Annotated in this window: 19 protein-coding genes; 12 read left to right on the top strand and 7 right to left on the bottom strand. The window is 63.2% G+C overall.

The annotated features are described in order from the left end of the window. The 6 genes from M6689_RS14025 to M6689_RS14000 form a co-directional block, all read right to left on the bottom strand. Positions 1 to 347, bottom strand: a 347-nt coding sequence (locus M6689_RS14025) for a methionyl-tRNA formyltransferase (RefSeq protein ID WP_298272959.1), incomplete at its 3' end; no start/stop codon positions are given. Between the two features lie 9 nt (positions 348 to 356). Continuing rightward, positions 357 to 860: a peptide deformylase gene (gene def / locus M6689_RS14020; protein ID WP_298272957.1), complete on the bottom strand. Its 504-nt coding sequence runs from the start codon at positions 858 to 860 to the stop codon at positions 357 to 359. Positions 861 to 986: 126 nt separating this feature from the next. After that, positions 987 to 3,230 carry a primosomal protein N' gene (priA, locus tag M6689_RS14015; protein WP_298272954.1) on the bottom strand — a complete coding sequence of 748 codons (2,244 nt, stop codon included), beginning with the start codon at positions 3,228 to 3,230 and terminating at the stop codon, positions 987 to 989. 12 nt (positions 3,231 to 3,242) lie between these two features. Beyond that, positions 3,243 to 4,433 (bottom strand): FprA family A-type flavoprotein, encoded by a 1,191-nt coding sequence (locus M6689_RS14010; RefSeq protein ID WP_298272950.1) that lies wholly within the window; start codon positions 4,431 to 4,433, stop codon positions 3,243 to 3,245. Between the two features lie 99 nt (positions 4,434 to 4,532). Further along, on the bottom strand, positions 4,533 to 4,658 hold the full coding sequence (locus tag M6689_RS14005; RefSeq protein ID WP_298272948.1) for a hypothetical protein: 126 nt from the start codon (positions 4,656 to 4,658) through the stop codon (positions 4,533 to 4,535). Between the two features lie 28 nt (positions 4,659 to 4,686). Continuing rightward, a complete protein-coding gene (locus tag M6689_RS14000) occupies positions 4,687 to 4,965 on the bottom strand; it encodes a hypothetical protein (RefSeq protein WP_298272945.1) in 279 nt (92 codons plus the stop codon). A gap of 299 nt (positions 4,966 to 5,264) precedes the next feature. Here M6689_RS14000 and ttcA point away from each other — a divergent pair, with 299 nt between their 5' ends. The 12 genes from ttcA (at position 5,265) to M6689_RS13940 (ending at position 16,138) form a co-directional block, all read left to right on the top strand. Further along, positions 5,265 to 6,083 carry a tRNA 2-thiocytidine(32) synthetase TtcA gene (ttcA, locus tag M6689_RS13995; RefSeq protein ID WP_298272943.1) on the top strand — a complete coding sequence of 273 codons (819 nt, stop codon included), beginning with the start codon at positions 5,265 to 5,267 and terminating at the stop codon, positions 6,081 to 6,083. A 204-nt stretch (positions 6,084 to 6,287) separates the two neighbouring features. After that, positions 6,288 to 7,265 carry a 4Fe-4S binding protein gene (locus M6689_RS13990; RefSeq protein WP_298272940.1) on the top strand — a complete coding sequence of 326 codons (978 nt, stop codon included), beginning with the start codon at positions 6,288 to 6,290 and terminating at the stop codon, positions 7,263 to 7,265. A 32-nt stretch (positions 7,266 to 7,297) separates the two neighbouring features. Beyond that, a complete protein-coding gene (locus tag M6689_RS13985) occupies positions 7,298 to 7,951 on the top strand; it encodes a lactate utilization protein (RefSeq protein ID WP_298272937.1) in 654 nt (217 codons plus the stop codon). Next, the gene (locus tag M6689_RS13980) at positions 7,952 to 8,671 is read left to right on the top strand and encodes a ComF family protein (protein ID WP_298272934.1); all 720 of its coding nucleotides are present in this window, start codon (positions 7,952 to 7,954) and stop codon (positions 8,669 to 8,671) included. A 352-nt stretch (positions 8,672 to 9,023) separates the two neighbouring features. Continuing rightward, the gene (locus M6689_RS13975; RefSeq protein WP_298272932.1) at positions 9,024 to 10,136 is read left to right on the top strand and encodes a hydrogenase small subunit; all 1,113 of its coding nucleotides are present in this window, start codon (positions 9,024 to 9,026) and stop codon (positions 10,134 to 10,136) included. Between the two features lie 3 nt (positions 10,137 to 10,139). After that, complete coding sequence (locus M6689_RS13970) at positions 10,140 to 11,840, top strand: nickel-dependent hydrogenase large subunit (protein ID WP_298272930.1); 1,701 nt, start codon at positions 10,140 to 10,142, stop codon at positions 11,838 to 11,840. 11 nt (positions 11,841 to 11,851) lie between these two features. After that, positions 11,852 to 12,520, top strand: a complete 669-nt coding sequence (gene cybH, locus M6689_RS13965; protein ID WP_298272927.1) for a Ni/Fe-hydrogenase, b-type cytochrome subunit — start codon at positions 11,852 to 11,854, stop codon at positions 12,518 to 12,520. A 1-nt stretch (position 12,521) separates the two neighbouring features. Beyond that, the gene (locus tag M6689_RS13960; protein WP_298272924.1) at positions 12,522 to 13,007 is read left to right on the top strand and encodes a HyaD/HybD family hydrogenase maturation endopeptidase; all 486 of its coding nucleotides are present in this window, start codon (positions 12,522 to 12,524) and stop codon (positions 13,005 to 13,007) included. A 157-nt stretch (positions 13,008 to 13,164) separates the two neighbouring features. Beyond that, a complete protein-coding gene (locus M6689_RS13955; protein ID WP_298272922.1) occupies positions 13,165 to 13,515 on the top strand; it encodes a VOC family protein in 351 nt (116 codons plus the stop codon). Between the two features lie 9 nt (positions 13,516 to 13,524). Next, the gene (locus tag M6689_RS13950) at positions 13,525 to 13,992 is read left to right on the top strand and encodes a WbuC family cupin fold metalloprotein (RefSeq protein ID WP_298272920.1); all 468 of its coding nucleotides are present in this window, start codon (positions 13,525 to 13,527) and stop codon (positions 13,990 to 13,992) included. Between the two features lie 35 nt (positions 13,993 to 14,027). Then, positions 14,028 to 14,591: a hypothetical protein gene (locus M6689_RS13945; protein ID WP_298272917.1), complete on the top strand. Its 564-nt coding sequence runs from the start codon at positions 14,028 to 14,030 to the stop codon at positions 14,589 to 14,591. Positions 14,592 to 14,833: 242 nt separating this feature from the next. Next, the gene (locus tag M6689_RS13940) at positions 14,834 to 16,138 is read left to right on the top strand and encodes a pyridoxal phosphate-dependent aminotransferase (RefSeq protein ID WP_298272915.1); all 1,305 of its coding nucleotides are present in this window, start codon (positions 14,834 to 14,836) and stop codon (positions 16,136 to 16,138) included. A gap of 82 nt (positions 16,139 to 16,220) precedes the next feature. On the opposite strand, the gene M6689_RS13935 is transcribed toward M6689_RS13940, so the two are convergent. Further along, positions 16,221 to 19,874, bottom strand: a complete 3,654-nt coding sequence (locus tag M6689_RS13935) for a chitobiase/beta-hexosaminidase C-terminal domain-containing protein (protein ID WP_298272913.1) — start codon at positions 19,872 to 19,874, stop codon at positions 16,221 to 16,223. Between the last annotated feature and the right edge of the window lie 144 nt (positions 19,875 to 20,018).

The raw sequence follows: 20,018 nt of genomic DNA, 5'->3' as shown, positions 1-20,018 counted from the left end.
CGGGGAAGAAGGGACGCGTGGATGTTAATGCAGCCGAACTTCGGGATGTCGAGGAGCGCCTGCGGCAGGATCTGGCCGAATGCGACGACCACCATAAGATCCGGATTCAGGACGCAAATCTGCTCGACGACCTCCGGGGCGCGGACCTTGAGAGGCTGGAGTACCGGGATCCCATGCTCTTCGGCCACGACCTTGGCCGGGGGGGGGACGAGCCTCTGGCCGCGCCCCTTCGGGCGGTCGGGCTGGGTCACAACGGCGATGACCTCCTCGCCCCGCTCGATCAGCTTGCGGAGGGTGGGGCAGGCGAAGTCGGGAGTTCCCATGAAGACGATGCGCAGTCCGGCCATAGTGATCGGCTACCCTTCCTCGACCGCGCGGCGGTATTTTTTCCGAAACATCTCCCGCTTGAGGGGGGAGAGGTGATCGACGAACAGGATCCCGTCCAGATGGTCGATCTCGTGCTGGAACGCGATGGCCAGGAGCCCCTCCGCATGGTAGGTGAGCTCAGTGCCGTCCAGGTTCAGTCCCCTTACCACCACGCGCTCATGCCGGTGAACGTTGGCGGCGTATTTCGGGATGGAGAGGCATCCCTCTTCCTCGAACGACTCGCCCTCGCTGTGTACGATGACCGGGTTGATGCAGACGATCAGCTCGGGCTTTTCGTCTTTCTGGGAAACGTCAATCACGATGACACGCTGGCTGACACCGATCTGGGGGGCGGCAAGGCCCACCCCCTGGGCGTCGTACATGGTCTCTGCCATGTCGCGGACGAGTTCCCTGATTCTGTCGTTTATGACCGGGACCGGCGTCGACTTCTTCTTGAGCACCGGGTCGGGATAAGTGAGAATTGTACGGATCATGCTGCCTCTTTGTCGGCCCCGGTTCCTGCAGAGCGGCTGCGGAGAGCCGGGTTGTTGCGGCGTAGGTACTCTCGTGAATATAGAGAGTTGGCCGGAAAAAATCAAATCCTTCCTGCCGCTTCGGGGTCACATCAGATCCATCGGGTCGACGTCCACATGGAGGCGGATACCGGATGGCGGCGCGTACTCCCTCCGTGCCCTGATCAGCAGCCGGTGCAGAGCGGAGCGGTGGGGGGCCTTGAGGAGGATCTGCCATCGGAACCGTCCCCGCAGTTTGGCGAGGGGGGCGGGAGCCGGCCCGAGGATCTCAACCCGACAGGCCTGCTCCGTACGCCGTGAGCGGAGGTACGCGGCGAGTCGCTCGGCCTCGGCCTCGGTGGCGGCTGGCGATGTCCCGGTCAGATAGAGGGCGGCAAGGTAGGTGAAGGGAGGGTAGCCCGCTTCGCGGCGGAACGAGAGCTCGGTGCCGTAGAACCCTTCGAGGTCATTGGCGGTGGCGTGGGTCAGGGCGTAATGGCCGGGGTTCAGGGTCTGGATGAGTACCCGGCCGGGATCCTCGCCCCTGCCGGCCCTGCCGATCAACTGGGTCACCAGTTGAAAGGTCCGCTCGCCGCTACGGTAGTCGGGGATGTTGAGGGCCGACTCCACCGAGAGGATCCCGACCAAGGTGATGCCGGGGAAATCGTGCCCCTTGGCGACCATCTGGGTGCCGATCAGGATGTCGGTCTTCCGCTCCGCCACCTTCCGGAGGATGCGGGCGTGCCCTCCCTTCCCCGTGGTCGTGTCCCGGTCCATCCGGTCGATGCGCGCCTCCGGGAAACGTTCCCGCATCCGTGCCTCCACCTGTTCGGTCCCGAGGCCGAGGAGGGTCACCTGGCCGCTGCCGCAGCCGGGGCAGACCGAGGGGGCCGGGATGGCGAAGTCGCAGTAGTGGCAGACGTGGCGGTTGCGGCGCTGGTGGAAGGTGAGGGTGACGGCGCAGTTGGGGCAGCGGAGCACGTGGCCGCACTCCTCGCAGGTGAGCCAGGTGGCAAAACCACGGCGGTTGAGGAAGAGGAGGGTCTGGGCCCCCCGGGCCAGATTGGCGGTGACCGCCTCGGCGAGGGGGGGGAGGAGCGGCTCCCCCCTCTGTCCGCGGGCGTCAAGGAGTTCGACGGACGGAAGCGGCATTCCGTTCACCCGGTCGGGAAGGGAGAGGAGGGTGAGCTTGCCGGTTGCCGCGGCGTGCCAGGTGGTCACCTGGGGGGTGGCGGTGCCGAGAACGACCGTGGCACCGGCGATCTTCCCCCGGACGAGGGCCAGGTCCCGGGCGTTGTAGCGAAACCCCTCCCCCTGCTTGTAGGAGGACTCGTGCTCCTCATCCACCACGATTATGCCGAGCCGCTCCAGGGGCGCGAATATGGCGGAGCGGGCGCCGATGACGATGGTAGCCTCCCCCCGCCGGATCCGCCGCCATTCGTCGTAGCGCTCGCCGTCGGAGAGGCCGCTGTGCAGGACCGCGATGCCGCAGCGGAACCTCCGGCGGAACCGGTTGACGAGCTGGGGGGTGAGGGCGATCTCTGGGACCAGGACAAGGGCGGTTCGCCCCCGGGCGAGAACCCGGGCGATGGCCTGGAGGTAGACCTCCGTCTTGCCGCTTCCGGTAACGCCGAGCAGAAGAAACGGAGCGAACAGGGCGGAGTCGCCGGCCGCGACGATTCTCTCCAGGGCCGCCGCCTGGCCGGCGTTGAGGGGGAGGGGGGAGTCGGGATCGACCTTCTCCTCGCGGAAGGGGTCCCGGTACACCTCCCGCGCCTCGGTCTCCACCAGGCCGAGCTCCCGGAGGCGGCGGAGCTGGGGTGCGCAGTCGCCGAAGGCCGGCCGAAGCTCCGCGGCGGTCATCTCCCCGGAGCGCCGGAGGTAGGCAAGGATCTCGGCACCCTTCCCGCGCGGGATGGGGGCCTGCCCGGCATGGGCGGAGGCCCGGCAGACGGTCTCCGTCCGGATCGAACGGCCGCCGGTCAGCTCCCCGTCGGCGTGGCCGGCGTTTCCCCGGCGGCTCTGGACATTGATGCCGGCGGGGAGCGCCGCCTTGATCACCTCCCCGAGGGGGTGCAGGTAGTAGGCGGCGGCCCAGCGGTAGAGCTCCAGCTCCCGGGGGGTGAAGAGGGGGGTGTCGTCGAGGACGCCGCGGATATCGCGCAACTCGCGTCCCTCGCTGGGGGCGAAGCCGAGGACGTAGCCGGTGACGGTCCGCCTGCCGAAGGGGACCAGCACCCGCCTGCCGGGGGTCACCACGTCACGGAGCTCCGGCGGGACCCGGTAGTGGAACGTGGTGTCGAGGGGGAGCGGAACGGCGACCTCGATGATATCCGAAAGGAAATCCTTCATGGGGAAGCGGGGTCACGGCTTCCCGAGCACTTCCTCGGCGATGGTCCGGCCGAAGGCTTCGAGCTGTTCCAACGCCTCGGGGCGCGGCGTAAAGGGGAAGCGCAGAAACGGAGCCGGCAGCTTGAAGTTGAGCCCCTTGAGGCGCTCTTCCGCAATCCGGCACGCCTCGCCGCTCCAGCCGTAGCTCCCGAAGACGGCGGCGATGTTTCCTTTCAGCTTCACCGTGGAGAGATAGGCCAGAACGTCCCACATCGGCTTCGGGACGTCGCGGTTGATGGTCGGGATGCCGAAGAGGAGGGCGTCCCCCTCCTCCATCAGGTCGCGGATCTCGCCCGCAGTGAGATGGGAGATGTGGTGGTTCACCACCTCGATGCCGGGTAGCGCGGCCCCCTTCGCCACGGCGGCGGCCATCCGCTCGGTGTTGCCGTGGGGGGAGAGGTAGAAGATGACGATCTTTTTCGCACTGGGGGCGGGGCGGCACCACTCCTCGTAGTAGCCGATGTACTTCCACGGGTCGGTGCGGATCACCGGGCCGTGGCTCGGGCAGAGGACCTCGAGCCGCTCGCCGCGGATCTTGTCGATGGCCGCCAGCGCCTTGTCCTTGAAGGGGCGCATGATGCAGTCGAAGTAGAACTCCATGTCCGGCCGGTAGTCGGGGAGCTCGTCGTTGAAGATCCCGGCGCCGCAGTAGTGGGCACCGAAGGCGTCGCAGGTGAAGAGGGCCCCGTCCTCCTCCAGGAGCGAGAACATGGTGTCGGGCCAGTGGAGAAACGGGGCGATGACGAAGCGCAGGCGCTTTCCCCCCAGGTCGAGCACCTCGCCGTCCTTCACCACGTGGGAGGAGAACGGGGTGTGGATCAGGTTGCCGAGGAAGGTCTTGGCCGCCTGGGTGGAGACGACGGTGGCATTGGGGGAGTGCCGGAGCATCTCCGCCAGGGAGCCGGAGTGATCGGGCTCCGTGTGGTTGATGATGTAGTAGTCGACCTCCGCCGGGTCGACGAGCTCTCTCACCTTGGCGAGGAACTCCGCCGAACGCTCCCCCTTCACCGTGTCGATGATGGCGGTCTTCCCGTTCCCCTTGATGAGGTACGAGTTGTAGGTGGTCCCATGCTCGGTGGGGAAGAGATCGTCGAAGGTGCGCAGCCCCGGGTCCCGGGAGCCGATCCACCAGAGGCCCGGCTTTATCTCGATGATGTCGTTCATGGGCGTTCAGCTCCTTTCAGGGGGGAGGATGTCGGTTCAGATGCAATGATGCCAGATCGGGCCGATCCGGGCAAGGGAGTATACCTCAGACCGTACAGATCACAATTGTTTCTCTCCCCGCTGGTGGCTGACCAGGGAGTTGCCGCACTTGATGTTGATGTCGATGTTGGGAAGGGTTTCCAGTTGCAATTCTGCCCCCGCCCCCACAGCTGGGGGAGGGAGCACGCTTGTTCCTCCCCCCAGCGGGGGGAGGTCAGGAGGGGGGAAGTGACGACAACAAACTCATCGGCCCGTTATGGATCACCAGGTCGGCCCGCTCTTTGGTGTTGATCTCGAAGGCGTTCCGGTACCAGGTTTCCTTCAGAAACTCCGAGACCAGGTTTTTCAGGTGCTCTTCCGATTCTTTCTCATTCACCTTGTCGAGCAGGCGGGCGAGGTTGGCCTTGAACAGCTCGATCTGATCCCGTCTGAGGCTCTGCCTGAGGTGGGCCTTGCTGAGGGATTTCGCAGGTGAGAGCATCTGGAGCTTCATGGTTGATGATTTCCTGGTTCTGCCGAGATCATGCCCGACCGGGCGGCCGCATGCACAAAGCCTTTATATGCGAAATCCCGGCAAAAACGAAGAATATTTTCCAATGTGACGGGCCCGGCGATCAACCGGCTGGCAGCTATTGACTTACCGCCGGCGTTTCCTTTACTCTGACCCGGTTGAGGCTCATGCAAAACTACTGCGGGGCCGGTCTGTGTTGTTGCCGCTCGCTCGGAAGCTCAACGTACCGACGGGTACGCCTCGCTCCCTCGCTCGCTTGCGTCGTGCATTCCGGCCTCCTCATGACGTTTTGCAAGAGCCTCGGTTATCAACGCATATCCGGAGCTTCCGTGGATCGTACCGAGAAGTTGTACAAGAGAATCAAGCACGCCGTCGGCCGCGCCATCGCCGACTTCGACCTCATCGAGGAGGGGGACCGGGTCGCCGTGGCGGTGTCGGGGGGGAAGGATTCCTACACCCTGCTCCACATCCTGGAGGAGCTCCGACGGCGGGCGCCGGTGAAGTACGAGCTGGTGGCCCTCACCATCGATTCGGGCTATCCCGGCTTCCGCAGCGACGTCATCGCGGCGCATCTGCGGGAGCACGGCTTCACTCACCATGTGGAGAAGACCACCCACTACGACATCATCCGGGAGAAGCGCCGTCCCGGCTCCTCCTACTGCTCCATCTGCGCGCGGCTGAAACGGGGAGTCCTCTATACCCTGGCCCAGAGGATGGGGTGCAACAAGCTGGCGCTGGGGCACCACCTGGACGATTTCGTCGAGACGCTGCTCCTCAACCAGTTCTACGTCGGCTCCCTCAAGGCGATGGCGCCGCGGATGCTGGCCGACAACGGCGAGACGACGGTGATCCGCCCCCTGGTCTACGTGGAGGAGCGGGAGATCATTCCCTTCGCCCGGGGGAACAGCTTCCCGGTGGTCTGCTGCTGCTGTCCGGTCTGCGGCAAGGCGGACCTGCAGCGCCGGCGGATGAAAGAGCTCCTGAAGGAGCTGGAGAAGGAGAACCCCGCCGTCAAGCGGAGCCTCCTGCGGGCACTGGCCAACGTGCAGCCGCGGCACCTCCTCGACCGGGAGCTGCAGAGGAGCTGCGCGATCCCCTGACGGCCGTCTTCGCGGGGGCCTTCTTTTCCCGGGCGGGTTGTGCCGCCGGGCGGTCGCGCCGCATGTCGACGAAGGCGATGCAGGCGCACCAGATAACGAGGGCGGCGCCGAAGACAACGAGTGGTTCCATGGTATCCTCCTTCCGTTGCGATGGTAGCAGGGTAGCGCATTGATGCGACAGAATAAGTCTCAAGGAGCGAAGGCGTGAGCAAGCGTTACGTGCAGCCTCTTCGGATCGCCATCCAGTGGGCGTTCCTCGCCTTCATGCTCTATCTCGGCCTCCGGTTCTTCCTCTTCGTGCGCCACTTCCGCTCCGGGGGCGCCACCCCCTTCGTGCCGCGGGCCGACGGGATCGAGGGGTTTCTCCCCATCGCCGGGCTTCTCGACGTGAGGGACTGGCTCCTGAGCGGCACCATCAACCCGGTCCATCCGGCGTCGGTGGTGCTCCTCGTGACGGCGGTGGCGGTGTCGCTGTTCCTTAAGCGCTCCTTCTGCTCCTGGGTCTGTCCGGTGGGGGCCCTGTCGGAGCTCCTCTGGAAGCGGGGGTTCGTCCTCTTCCGGCGCAACGTCCGCCCCCCGCGCTGGCTCGACGTGGCGCTGCGGGGGATCAAGTACGGGCTTCTCCTCTTCTTCCTCTACAGTATCCTCTGGCGCATGCCGCCGGAGGCGGTGTCGGGCTTCATCCATTCCGACTACAACAAGATCGCCGACGTGCGGCTCCTCGACTTCTTCCTCCACCTCTCGGGGGTGCCGCTTATCGTGATCCTTGTCCTCCTTGTCCTGTCGCTTCCGGTGCGAAACCCCTTCTGCCGCTACCTCTGCCCCTACGGGGCGCTCCTTGGCCTCGTTTCGATGCTCTCGCCGGTGAAGGTGACGCGGGAGCGGGCCATCTGCGTCTCCTGCGGGGTCTGCACCCAGGTCTGTCCCGCCTACATCCCGGTGATGACCAAGAAGCGGGTCAGCTCCGAGGAGTGCATCGGCTGCTGGCGCTGCGTGAGCCACTGCCGGGCCGAGGGTGCCCTGGAGATGAAGCTCGCCGGCCGGAAGATCGCGGTGAACGCCCTTGTCTTCGCCGCCCTGGTGGTGCTCTTCTTTGTCGGGGCGTCGCTCGTGGGGCGCGCCACGGGGCACTGGAAATCCCGGATACCTTATGCCGAGTACATGCGGCTTCTGGGGCCGTGAACTAAATTGGTTATGACCGAAAGGAGTACGTGATGACATTGACAACCGAACTGGTCGACTGGACCCATGAGCAGCGCTGCCGCAAGGCGGTGGCGGCCCTGGAGAGAAACGGCTTCACCGCCCTCTACTGCGCCACCAGCCAGGAGGCCTTCGACTACATCTGCGCCGAGGCGGCCGACGCCGCGACGGTCGGCTTCGGCGGCTCCATGTCGGTGGTCGATCTCAAGGTGGCCGACCGCCTGGGGGCGATGGGGAAGGAGCTCCTGATTCACGGCGCGCCGGGGCTCTCCCCCGCGGAGCGGGTCGCCGTCATGCGGCGCCAGCTCACCTGCGACCTCTTTCTTTCCGGCACCAACGCCCTGACCCTTGGGGGGTGGCTCGTCAACATCGATGCCACGGGAAACCGGGTCGGCTCCATGTTCTTCGGGCCGAAGAAGGTGATCGTCGTGGCGGGGCGGAACAAGCTCGTGGAGGGGGGCGTGCAGGAGGCGATGGCCCGGATCAAGGAGTGGGCCTCCCCCCCCAACGCCCGGCGGCTTTCCTACAAGACCCCCTGCGCCACCACCGGCGTCTGCTCCGACTGCAACGCCCCCGACCGGATCTGCCGGATCACCACCGTCATCGACCGCAGGCCCCGCCTCACCGACCTGCGGGTCGTGGTGGTGAACGAGAACCTGGGGCTGTAGGTGGCGTTCCTCCGGGGGCTCCTCGACATCCTCTTTCCTCCCCTGTGCCACGTCTGCCGCAAGCCGGTGCCGGAGGCGGGGGAGCTTCACCTCTGCCCCGGCTGCCGGGGGGCGATGACACCGGTTGTCTCCCCCTTTTGTCCGGTCTGCGGGGTCCCCCACGGGACGGAAGGGGGGATCGACCATCCGTGCGGCGACTGCCTCACCGCTCCCCCTCCCTTTGAGGCGGCGCGGGGAGCGCTCCTCTTCGACGGTCCCGTCCAGGAACTCATCCACCGCTTCAAGTACGGCCACAAGGTCCACCTCCGTCGTCCCCTCGCCCTCCTGGCGGTCGAGCAACTCTCCGCGTTCGTGGGCGAAGCCTCCCCCGAGGTCATCGTTCCCGTCCCCCTCCACCGCGCCCGGCTGCGGGAGCGGGGGTTCAACCAGGCGCTCCTCATCGGCGAGGTGATGGCCCGGCGCTGGGGGGTGCCACTGGTGCGCGACGCCCTGCGCCGCGTCAGGCCGACCGCCCCCCAGGTGGGGCTTAGCGCCGCCGAGCGGCGGGAGAACGTGCGGGGGGCGTTCGCGGTCGCCGCTCCCGGCCCCATCGCCGGGCGGCGGGTGCTCCTCGTGGATGATGTCTGCACCACCGCCAGCACCCTGGCCGAGTGCGCCCGGGCGCTGCGCCGCGGCGGGGCGGCGTCGGTGGTGGCCGTCACGGTCGCCCGGGCGCCCTGACCCGTTCCTCGATCCTCCCTTCGACCCACCACTTTTGCAATCCATCCGATCCATACCGAAAGAAGATTAGGCAAATGGCGTTTTATGCAACCGTAATCCCGAATTCCCCCGGGCGGGGATGCCGGGTATTCGCGCGTAATGCGTCCTTGTCCCTAAACCGGACCTTCGCCAGGGCCCCCATTCGTACCGAACCGATTTACAGGAAATAATGTCGTGGTACACTTTCATCTTGACAGCGCTTCGTTTTGGTGCGATGGAGTTCTTGGAAATACCGTTCTAAAATTGTGTTGGCATTTTCCGGGCCGCCGGGCCCGGTGAGATGGCTATTATCCTCAACAGAAGGAGGAGTCCCATGCCGAAGAGCAGTGACGAGCGGGAAGTGGTCCCACGCCCCTCCGGGGCGAGCGTCTGGGAAGAGCGGGGAATCTCGCGGCGCGACTTCATGAAGTTCTGCACCGCCATGTCGGCGGCCCTGGCGCTGCCGATGTCGCTGGTGCCGAGGATCGCCGAGGCCCTGGAGGCCGACGGGCGCCCGTCGGTGATCTGGCTCGAGTTCCAGGGATGCACGGGGGATTCCGAGGCGCTGTTGCGGGCGGCCAGCCCGACGGTGGGGGAGATCGTCCTCGACGTCCTCTCCGTCGACTACCACGAGACGATCATGGCGGCCGCCGGGCACCAGGCCGAGGAGGCCCGCCTGAAGACCGAGAAGGAACGGACCGGGAAGTACATTGCCGTGGTGGAGGGGGCGATTCCCTTGAAGGACGGCGGTATCTACTGCTGCGTCGGCGGGAGGAGCGCCGTCGACATCGCCCGGGAGGTCTGCGGCGGGGCCCTCGCCACCATCGCCGTCGGGACCTGCGCCTCCTACGGCGGGATCCCGGCCGCCGCCCCCAATCCGACCGGTGCCGTGAGCGTAAGCGAGGCGGTGCCGGGGGCGACGGTGGTCAACATCCCCGGCTGTCCCCTCAACACCGACAACCTCGTGGCGACCATCGTCCACTTCCTCACCTTCGGCAAGCTCCCGGCGGTGGACGGCAAGGGGCGCCCCCTCTTCGCCTTCGGCAAGCGGATCCACGACAACTGCGAGCGCCGCCCCCATTTCGATGCCGGCCAGTACGTGGAGCAGTGGGGGGACCAGGGGCACCGCAAGGGGTACTGCCTCTACAAGATGGGGTGCAAGGGGCCCGAGACCTTCCACAACTGCCCGACCCAGCGCTACAACGAGAAGACCAGCTGGCCCGTGGGGTCCGGCCACGGCTGTGCCGGCTGCTCCGAGCCCCACTTCTGGGACACCATGACCCCCTTCTACCGGCGGCTTCCCAACGTCCCCGGCTTCGGCATCGAGATGACGGCCGACAAGATCGGCCTGGGGCTTGCCGCCGGCACCGCCGCGGCCTTCGGGATCCACGGGGTGGTGAGCGCGCTGCGCAAGGGAGACGAATCCGACGAAGGGAAGGAGGGGTAGAGCATGGCCAAGATCGTCGTTGACCCGATTACGAGAATAGAGGGACACCTCCGGATCCAGGCAGAGGTGACCGGGGGGCGGATAACCGATGCCTGGAGCTCCAGCACCATGTTCCGGGGGATCGAGAAGATCCTCAAAGGGCGTGATCCGCGGGACGCCTGGTTCTTCACCCAGCGCTTCTGCGGGGTCTGCACCACGGTCCACTCCATCGCCTCCATCCGGGCGGTGGAGAACGCCCTGAATACCCACGTCCCGATGAATGCCGAGCTGATCAGAAACCTCATCATCGGGATTCAGGCGGTGCAGGACCACGTGATCCACTTCTACCACCTCCACGCCCTGGACTGGGTGGACGTGGTCTCGGCCCTGAAGGCCGATCCGGCCAAAACGGCGGCCCTGGCGGCCTCCCTTTCCGACTGGCCCCTGAACTCCCCAACCTACTTCAAGTCGGTGCAGGACAAGCTCGGTGCCTTCGTGAAGAAGGGGCGCCTCGGCCCCTTCGGCAACGCCTACTGGGGACACCCGGCCTACAAACTCCCTCCCGAGGCGAACCTCATGGCCACGGCCCACTACCTGGAGGCCCTCAATTGGCAGCGGGAGGTGATCCGGATCCATGCCATCCTCGGCTCCAAGAACCCCCACCCCCAGACCTTCCTGGTGGGGGGGATGGCGATCCCGATCGACCCCAACTCCCAGAACGCCCTCAACGCCGAGAAGATCGCCGAGATCGGCGAGCTGCTGAAAAAGGCGAAGGAGTTCGTGGAGAAGGTCTACATCCCCGACCTCCTGGCGGTCGCCTCCTTCTACAAGGAGTGGGCCGGCATCGGCGGCGGCGTGGGGAACTACCTCTCCTGCGGCGAGTACCCCCTGGACAACAGCGGCAGGCCGGAAAAGCTCTGGTTCCCCCGGGGGATCATCCTGAACAAGGACCTCTCCCGGGTCTACCCCATCGACCAGAAGAAGATCACCGAGAGCGTGGCCCACTCCTGGTACGAGGGGGGGGATGCCGGGGTCCATCCGTGGGACGAGCAGACCGAGGCGAAGTACACCGGCCCCAGGCCCCCCTACGAGATGATCGACACCACCCAGAAGTACTCCTGGGTGAAGTCCCCGCGCTACGACGGCACGCCGATGGAGACCGGGCCCCTGGCCACCATCCTCGTCGCCTACGCCTCGGGGCACAAGGGGGCCAAGGGGGCCGTGGACATGGTCCTCGGGAAACTGGGGGTCGGTCCCGAGGCCCTCTTCTCCACTTTGGGGCGGACGGCGGCCCGCGGTATCGAGACGCTGCTGGTGGCCCAGGAGCTTCCCAAGTGGCTCGACATGCTGGTGGCCAACATCGCCGGCGGCGATCTGGCGATCCACAACGGCGAGAAGTGGGACCCCGCCACCTGGCCCCGGGAGGCGAAGGGGTACGGCTGGCACAACGCCCCCCGCGGCTCCTTAAGTCACTGGATCAGGATCAGGGACCAGAAGATCGAGAACTACCAGGCGGTGGTCCCCTCCACCTGGAACGCCTCCCCCCGGGACGAGAAGGGGCAGCGGGGTCCCTACGAGGCGGCCCTGGTCGGCACCCCCATGGCCGATCCGAACAAGCCCCTGGAGATCCTCCGCACCATCCACTCCTTCGACCCGTGCCTCGCCTGCGCCGTCCACGTGGTCGACCCGGCCGGAGGGGAGCTGGTCAACGTCAAGGTCCTGTAGGAGGGAAAGCCATGGCACGGAACCGGAGCTGTCTTTACGAAGAGTACGTCTGGGAGGTCCCGGTGCGGGCGACCCACTGGATCAACATGCTCGCCATCATCGTCCTCTCGGTCACCGGCATCTACATCGGCTCTCCCAAGACCCTGGGGCTCGACCCCTCGGACTACGTCATGGGATGGGTGCGGGTGGTGCACTTCACGGCCGGCTACACCTTCGCCGTGAGCGTGGCAAGCCGCATCTACTGGGCCTTCGTGGGGAATCGCCATGCCCGGTGGCGGGAGTTCGTCCCCTTCCTCTATCCCGAGGGGCGGCGCGACATGTGGCGGATGTTCCTCTACTACGTCTTTCTCTCCCGGAAGGTCCCCCATCCCACCGGCCACAACGCCCTGGCCGGCGCCACGTACCTCCTGGTCTTCACCCTCTACCTGGTGATGGTCGGCACCGGCTTCGCCCTCTACGCCGAACACGCCCCGGGCGGGGTGATGCACACGCTCCTCACCCCGCTCTACGCCCTCTTCAGCAACCAGGGGATGCGGCTCACCCACCACATGGTCATGTGGCTGCTCGTAGGCTTCGCCATTCACCACATCTACAGCGCCTGGCTGATGGACGTGAAGGAGCGGGGCGGGGTCATGTCGAGCATCTTCGGCGGCTACAAGCCGGTGAAACGGGGGGAGTAGGGTGTCGATCCTCGTCCTCGGCATCGGTAACCTGATCATGACCGATGACGGCATCGGCGTCCGGGTGGTGCAGCGGCTTGCCGAAGGCTTCCGCTTCCCCCCGGGTGTCGAGCTCCTCGACGGCGGCACCCTCGGCCTCGACCTTCTGCCGCGGCTCGAAGGGGTGGAGCGGCTCCTCGTCGTGGATGCCGTGGAGACCGGCGGGGCGCCGGGAACGGTCATGCGGCTACAGGGGGAGGAGATCCCGGTGGCGTTCCGGACCAAGCTCTCCCCCCACCAGATGGGGCTCCAGGATCTTCTGGCCGTGGCGGAGCTCCAGGGAAACCTTCCCGCCGAGATGGTCCTCTGGGGAGTGCAGCCGGCGAGCGTCGAGCCGGGGGTGGAGCTCTCCGCGGCGGTCGCCGCCCGGGAAGGGGTTCTCAGGGAGAAGGTCCTGGCTGAACTGGCCGGCTGGGGGGTTGTCCCCGAGCCGGCCGTTGTCCCGTAGCAGTTTTTGAACCATTGCGTCACCGCAGGGGGCGTCCGCGGCATTACCGGTCCGGGCGCCCCCATCTTCGTTTTGCGAGGGAAATACCCCTTGCCGGGAGCTGGTCCGTCTGTTATGTTCGGTCCCGTAAAATAACCTGTTTTTCGGGAGGCATCCGGTGATCGAAGTAATGAAGAACGTGGTGGTCTTCGTCCGCGACTTCGAGGCGGCAAAGCGCTTCTACAAGGAGCAGCTGAGGCTCCCCCTCGTTCAGGAGGGGATGACGATGATGGAGTTTTTTCCCGGCGGGACCACGCTGGGGGTGGCGCTCGCCCTGACCGAAGAGGCCCGGGCCCTGGCGGGGCGCCACACGGGGATCACCCTGCGGGTGAAGGATATCGACGGTTTCTGCCGCGAGCTGACCGACCAGGGGGTCCGCTTCGAGCAGCCCCTGGAACAGAGCCCCTGGGGAAAGATGGCGGTGGTAGCCGACCCGGACGGCAACCTCTTCGCCCTCGTGGACCGGTAGGGGGCGGGGATGCGGATCATCACCAGCGCCCTCCTGGACGAGGTGTCGGCCCAGGCCGCCGCCACCCCCCGCCGGCGGAAGAACCACAACCTCCACCCCTCCGACGATTTCTGCTGCCACCGGCTCCTGAACGCCATCGAGCCGGGATCCTACATCCAGCCCCACCGACATCTCGACCCGCTGAAGGACGAATCGATGGTGATCCTCCGCGGCCTCCTCGGCGTCGTCTCCTTCGACGGGGAGGGGAACGTGACCGCCACCCGCGTCCTTCGTCCCGGCGGGGAGGCCGTTGCCGTCGACATCCCCCACGGCGAGTTCCATACCGTCCTGGGCCTTGCTGCCGGGACGGTCTTCTTCGAGGCCAAGGCCGGACCCTACCTCCCCCTCACCGCGGCCGAAAAGGCCCCGTGGGCTCCTGCCGAGGGGGACGGGGCGGCCCCGGCCTATCTCGAATCCCTCGCCGGGCTTTTCCGCTAACTATGGGATCCTTCCGTAGAATCGCCTTGCTTCTCGTGACGACACTCCTTTGCGGGACCGCCTTCGCGGCGCCGAAGCCCCCCCGCCCCGAGGCGGGGATCGGCGTCCTCCTGGTGCGCCCGGCGCTTGCCGACCGGGACGGGGCACCTCCTGCGCTGGTCCTCTACCGGGAGCCGGGCGTCGGTCGCCTCGGCGAGTGGAGTGCCCCGTCATTGCCGCTCTTTCCGCTGCCGGTGGGGGATGGGGACTTATACCCACTGGCCGTCGTGATGAAGCGGGGGGAGTGGTTCCGGGTTGCCTATGATGAGGCGGGACGCTCCGGATGGGTGGAACGGCAGCGGAACTGGTCCTTTCTTTCCTGGGAAGAGTACCTCAAGGGGCGAAGCGCCCGCCTCCTGCCGGGACTCAGGAAGCCGTACTGCATCCTTCGGTCCGAACCAACCGGACAGGCCCCGGAGCTCCGAACCCTCTCCCCCTCCAACGCCCTCCGGATCGTCGAGGTGGCGGGGGACCGGGCACGGGTCCTGCTCGACCTTTCGGTAATCGGCTGGCTCCAGTGGCGGGACGAGGACGGCCGGCTCCTGATCGGCCTGCGGTGACCGGCCAAAAAAGCGTTGACTTGCCAAAAACGCTGTGTTATTCGAATTCATATGAAGAAAAACACCGTTTCCATCATCATGGCAGCACGAGCTATCAGCGCAGCGGCGACCAACGCCGCAGGGGTGCCCGCTGCCGTGTAAGGAGCCGTTGCATACGCTTCAATTATTGAAAGGCCGTGGGTAAACCCCGCGGCCTTTGTCATTGTGCGCTGAAAATCCACACACATACTACGGGGGACAAGGTGAGAAACGAACTGGTAACGCCCGGCGCGGGCGAACTGACTTACGAGATCCGCAACATCGTCAACGTGGCGGAGAAGCTCCAGAAGCACGGGGTGAAGATCAACTGGGAGAACATCGGCGACCCCATCGTCAAGGGAGAGGAGATCCCCCGCTGGATGAAGGAGATCGTGGCCAATGAAGTGATGGAGAACGACACCTGGGGCTACTGCCACACCCGCGGCGTCCTGGAGACCCGGGAATTTATCTGCGGGCTCACCAACAAACGGGGCGGTGCCCGGATCACCCCCGACGACATCATCTTCTTCAACGGCCTGGGGGACGCCATCTCCACGGTCTACGGCAACCTGCGCCACGAGACCCGGGTGCTGATGCCCTCCCCCACCTACACCACCCACTCCATCGGCGAGGCGGCCCACGCCCTTGCCTCGCCGGTCTGCTACCGCCTCAAGCCCGAGGACCAATGGTTCCCCGACCTGGAGGACCTGGAGAACCACGTCCGGTACAATCCCCAGATCTCCGGCATTCTCCTCATCAACCCCGACAACCCCACCGGCATGGTCTATCCAAAGGAGACCCTGGAGCGGATCGTTGCCATCGCCCGCACCTACGGCCTCTTCATCATCGCCGACGAGGTCTACAACAACATCACCTACAACGGCCAGACCACCGTCCCCATCTCCGACGTCATCGGCGACGTGCCGGCCATCGCCATGAAGGGTATCTCCAAGGAGGTCCCGTGGCCCGGTTCCCGCTGCGGCTGGATCGAGGTCTATAACGGCGCGAAGGACGAGCAGTTCCGCAAGTACGTCAACTCCATCCTCTCCGCCAAGATGAACGAGGTCTGCTCCACCACCCTGCCGCAAAAGTGCATCCCGGCCATCATGAAGCACCCCGAGTACCAGACCTACCTCCGGGAGCGGATCCGGCGCTACGAGCGGATGAGCAACATCACCTTCGACTGCCTGAAAGAAGTGCCGGGGCTCATGGTGAACCGGACCAACGGCGCCTTCTACATGTCGGTCGCCTTCCGGGACGGCCTCCTTACCAATCGCCAGTCCCTCCCCATCGAGAACGTCGAGGTGCGGGAACTGGTGGAGAACCTCGTGAACGCCCCCGGCGTCTCCCCGGACAAGCGGTTCGTCTACTACATCCTGGCCAGCACCGGCATCTGCATCGTCCCGCTTTCCTCCTTCAACACCCCGCTCCAGGGGTTCCGGGTGACGCTCCTGGAGAAGGACGAGGCCGAGTGCCTGCGGATCTACCGGACCCTGGCGGGGAAGATTGCCGAGTACCTGAAGTCCTGAACGGGGGCTGCAGAATGGAAAAAAGGGGGGGTGGCTGACAGACAGCACCCCCCCTTTTTTTGGTCTCATTCGCCGTAATAATTCACGGGACCGGGAACACTATATCATCCACCCAGGCTGTATCGGCTCCATCAGAGAAAATCCCATCTTTGGAGTAGACCCATTTAAACGTGTGACTCCCGGCGGAGACTGGAAAGGTCGCCTGAGTCCAAGGGACCTCACCGGAGTTTGCTAATTTCTGTACTCCGTCAATATAGAAGAGCAGCTCGTCATCATTTTCCTCTGAACTTACCGAATACCAGAAGCTGATGTTGCCGGCCGCGCAATCCATGGTCACTTCCATAGACGCGCTCTCGTCGTTGCGGATGGATACAGGGGCCTCGGCCGCATATGCACCGCCGTGCACCCTGGTGGTCTTTGCGGCCCACAGGCCGTTGCCGGTGGTGACCCAGGGTAAGCGGCTCAGGTTACCGGTCTCGAAATCCTCGCTTCCACTGGCAACGGGAGTACTGACCGTAAAGGTTACCTCGGCAAAGCCGGCATTGCCTGCTGCATCCGTTGCCTCGACCCGTACGGCATGTGAACCGTTCGCCAATGCATCGAGACTGTTGCCGGAAACCTTGTTGACGATACTCCCGTCAACCTTTACCACCACTGTCCCGTCACTTGCCGCATAAGTCAGAAGCGGCGTATTGTCGGTTGTCGTACCGGCTGTCGGCGATGTGAGTGTTACCGATGGGGCGGTGGAGTCGAGAACGATTGTATCGCTGACGGTGGTTGACCAGTTGCCCGCGGCATCCTTGAACCTGGCGTATACCGTCTTGGTGCCGTCTCCGGTTGCCAGGGTCCACGCTTTGCTTGCAGTATACGCCTCCGGTGTCGACCAGTTAGCATTGTCGCTGCTGAACTGCATCTGATTGCAAGCCCCGGCATTGTCGGTGCAGGAAAGGGACAGCGTCACGGCAGTTGTTGTAACATAAGTTGCCCCGCCGTTAATTGTAACGGCACCGGTTGGCAGTGTTGTATCAAAGGTATAAGTTTGGGATTTCGTCGTTTCGCTGTTGCCGGCGAGGTCGGTTGCGAAGTACTTCAGTGTCGCGTTTGAAGATACGCTTATGGGGGCTGAATAGACGCTAGACAACGTGGTTGGGGTGGTGCCGTCGGTTGTAAAGTATATCTTGTCACAAGCCGGGCCTGTCCCGCCACTGCAGGTAAGGGTCACCGTCTGGCTCGCATTGTAGGTCCCTCCCGCGGGCGTAGCGGTAGTTACCGGTCCTGAGGTTACGATGGTGTAGATCTGGCTCTTCACTGCTTCCTTATTGCCGGCCATATCGAATGCGAAGTACTTCAGTGTCGTGGTTGTGGTTATGGTTATGTCCGATGGAGTCGATAACAAACAGAACTTTTGGCCATCCTGCCCTATCCAATAATTCCCGCATGTGGATGTTGTGCCGTCAATTGCGTAATAAACCGTATCACACCACACGTCGCTGCATGTCAGGGTCACCTTCAGGTTTGAATGGTATACTCCTCCTGCCGGCGATGCTGTGGTCACCGGCGCTATCGTATCAAGGACAATCGTATTACCGGCGGTAGCCGACCAGTTGCCCGCCGCATCCCTGAATCTGGCGTACACGGTCTTTGCGCCGTCTCCCGCGGTCAGTGTCCATGCCTTTCTATTACCGTACACCTCAGGCTGCGACCAGCTCACCTTGTCGTTGCTGAACTGCATCTGTGAGCAACTGTTGTGATCATCCGAGCATGAAAGGCTCAATGTTACAGATGTGGAATCGGTATAAGAGTTTCCTGATTCAATCTCAATGTATCCTACTGGATCAGTATCAATGGTATAAGTCTGCTTCGCCTCGGCGCTTTCGTTGCCGGCAAGGTCGGTTGCGAAATATCTCAATATCTTGGTAGTAGCTATGTTTATTGGAGTTGAATAGACACTTGATGATGTCGTGGGCTTTGTATCGTTGGTCGTATAGTAAATTTTGTCACACCCTGCGCCTGCCCCGTCATTGCAGGTAAGGGTCACCGCCTGGCCTGTATTGTACATCCCTGCTGCCGGCAAAGCTGCAATCACCGGAGCCATTGTATCGAGCACAATGGTATCACTGACGGTGGTTGACCAGTTCCCTGCAGCATCCTTGAATTTGGCATATATCGCCTTGGTACCGTCTCCCGTGGCCAAGGTCCATGTCTTGGTTGCCGCATACGCCTCGGGTATCGACCAGCTTGAGTTGTCGTTGCTGAACTGCATTTGGTTACAAGTCCCCGCATCGTCAGTGCAGGAAAGGGTCAACGTTACGGCAGCAGTGGCAGTGTAGGTTGATCCGGTATTGATTGTTACAGTGCCGGTTGGTGGCGTTGTATTGAAAGTATAGCTTTGGGACTTCACCGTTTCGCTGTTGCCGAAAATGTCGGTTGCAAAAAATTTCAGGGTAGTAACCGCCGATATGAGCAAGGGGTTTGAATAGACGTTCGACGAGGTCGTGGGAGTAATGCCATCGGTTGTATAGTAGATTTTATTGCAGCCAGATCCGATCCCGTCGTCGCAGGTGAGAGTCACAGATTGGGTTGCGTTGTACGACCCTCCTGCCGGTGAAGCGGTTGTCACCGGCGGCGCCGTATCGATTACGTAGGTTTGGCTCTTCACCGCCTCGCTGTTGCCGGCCTTGTCGGTTGCGAAGTACTTCAGGGTCTTTGTTGTAGAGATGCTGATAGATGTGGAATAGACACTCGATAACGTGGTGGGCGTTGTGCCGTCGGTTGTATAGTAGATTTTATCGCATCCCGTACCGGTCCCTTCACTGCATGTCAGGGTTACCGTCTGAGTCGTTTGGGATACCCCTCCTGCTGGCGAAGCGGTGGTCACCGGGGTAGTTGCATCAAGCACAATCGTATCACTGTAAACGGTTGACCAGTTGCCCGCCTTATCCCTGAATCTGGCATACACGGTCTTGGTGCCGTCACCCGTTGCCAGGGTCCATGCTTTGGTCGCCGCATAAGCCTCAGGCGCCGACCAGCTTACATTGTCGTTGCTGAACCGCACCTGGTCACAACCACTACTGTCACTGCAGGTAAGATTCAACGTGCCGCTCGTGGTTTTGATGTAAGTTGCTCCTGCATTGATCTTTATCGAACCGGTCGGCAGTATCTTGTCGATGGTATAGGTCTGGTTCTTCACAGCCTCGCTGTTGCCGTTGAGATCGGTTGCGAAGTATTTCAGTGCCTTGGTTGATGATATACTAATGGGTGTTGAATAGACGCTTGATGACGTTGTGGGGGTAGTGCCAGTGGTTGTATAGTAAATTTTATTGCATCCCGAGCCTGATGTCCCGTCATTGCATGTCAGGATCACCGATTGCGTTGCGTTGTAAAATCCTCCTGCCGGAGAAGCGGTGGTCACCGGTGCCCCTGTCTCGGATATTTTTTTCAGCAGACGATTGCCCACCTCATCGTAGGTGTACTCTATTTTCGTGCCATCTCCATACTGCACTTGTATCAGACGGTTCAAGTCATCGTACACATAATTGATCGATTCGGCGAAGGAGGCGACAACCGATATTAGCAGCAACGTGATAAGGGTCATGCCTGTTAACAGGATATGTCTTGGTCTCGATGGCATCTTGTTATCCCTCCGAATCGATTGTATTGGTAATTGAATTAAATGTCTCAATTTACTGGCTGTCTGCTCTTGTATTCTTCTAATTTTGCTCTGCAAATTAATCATTCTTCTTCCTCAACCATATAGCTTTATCATCGCCATGAAATCTAATTTCGTTTACAAAGTCAGGTATTATGATTTCTAAACCAATTTCGTCTGTTCTTTTTTCTCTTGGAACAAACATAACATACTTTTTATAAGCTTGAATAA

The organism is Geobacter sp. (assembly GCF_027327745.1).
Classification (GTDB): domain Bacteria; phylum Desulfobacterota; class Desulfuromonadia; order Geobacterales; family Geobacteraceae; genus Geobacter.
Note: the sequence above shows the minus strand (reverse complement) of the source record. Positions and strands in the feature narration are given on the sequence as shown.

What these genes read in the sequence shown, in the direction of transcription:
- ttcA (WP_298272943.1), top strand. Translation starts at nt 5,265, where the DNA reads ATGACGTTTTGCAAGAGCCTCGGTTATCAACGCATATCCGGAGCTTCC.
- M6689_RS13935 (WP_298272913.1), bottom strand. Translation starts at nt 19,874, where the DNA reads ATGATTAATTTGCAGAGCAAAATTAGAAGAATACAAGAGCAGACAGCC.
- priA (WP_298272954.1), bottom strand. Translation starts at nt 3,230, where the DNA reads ATGAAGGATTTCCTTTCGGATATCATCGAGGTCGCCGTTCCGCTCCCC.
- M6689_RS13985 (WP_298272937.1), top strand. Translation starts at nt 7,298, where the DNA reads ATGACATTGACAACCGAACTGGTCGACTGGACCCATGAGCAGCGCTGC.
- M6689_RS14010 (WP_298272950.1), bottom strand. Translation starts at nt 4,433, where the DNA reads ATGAACGACATCATCGAGATAAAGCCGGGCCTCTGGTGGATCGGCTCC.
- M6689_RS13970 (WP_298272930.1), top strand. Translation starts at nt 10,140, where the DNA reads ATGGCCAAGATCGTCGTTGACCCGATTACGAGAATAGAGGGACACCTC.
- cybH (WP_298272927.1), top strand. Translation starts at nt 11,852, where the DNA reads ATGGCACGGAACCGGAGCTGTCTTTACGAAGAGTACGTCTGGGAGGTC.
- M6689_RS13975 (WP_298272932.1), top strand. Translation starts at nt 9,024, where the DNA reads ATGCCGAAGAGCAGTGACGAGCGGGAAGTGGTCCCACGCCCCTCCGGG.
- M6689_RS14000 (WP_298272945.1), bottom strand. Translation starts at nt 4,965, where the DNA reads ATGAAGCTCCAGATGCTCTCACCTGCGAAATCCCTCAGCAAGGCCCAC.
- def (WP_298272957.1), bottom strand. Translation starts at nt 860, where the DNA reads ATGATCCGTACAATTCTCACTTATCCCGACCCGGTGCTCAAGAAGAAG.
- M6689_RS13950 (WP_298272920.1), top strand. Translation starts at nt 13,525, where the DNA reads ATGCGGATCATCACCAGCGCCCTCCTGGACGAGGTGTCGGCCCAGGCC.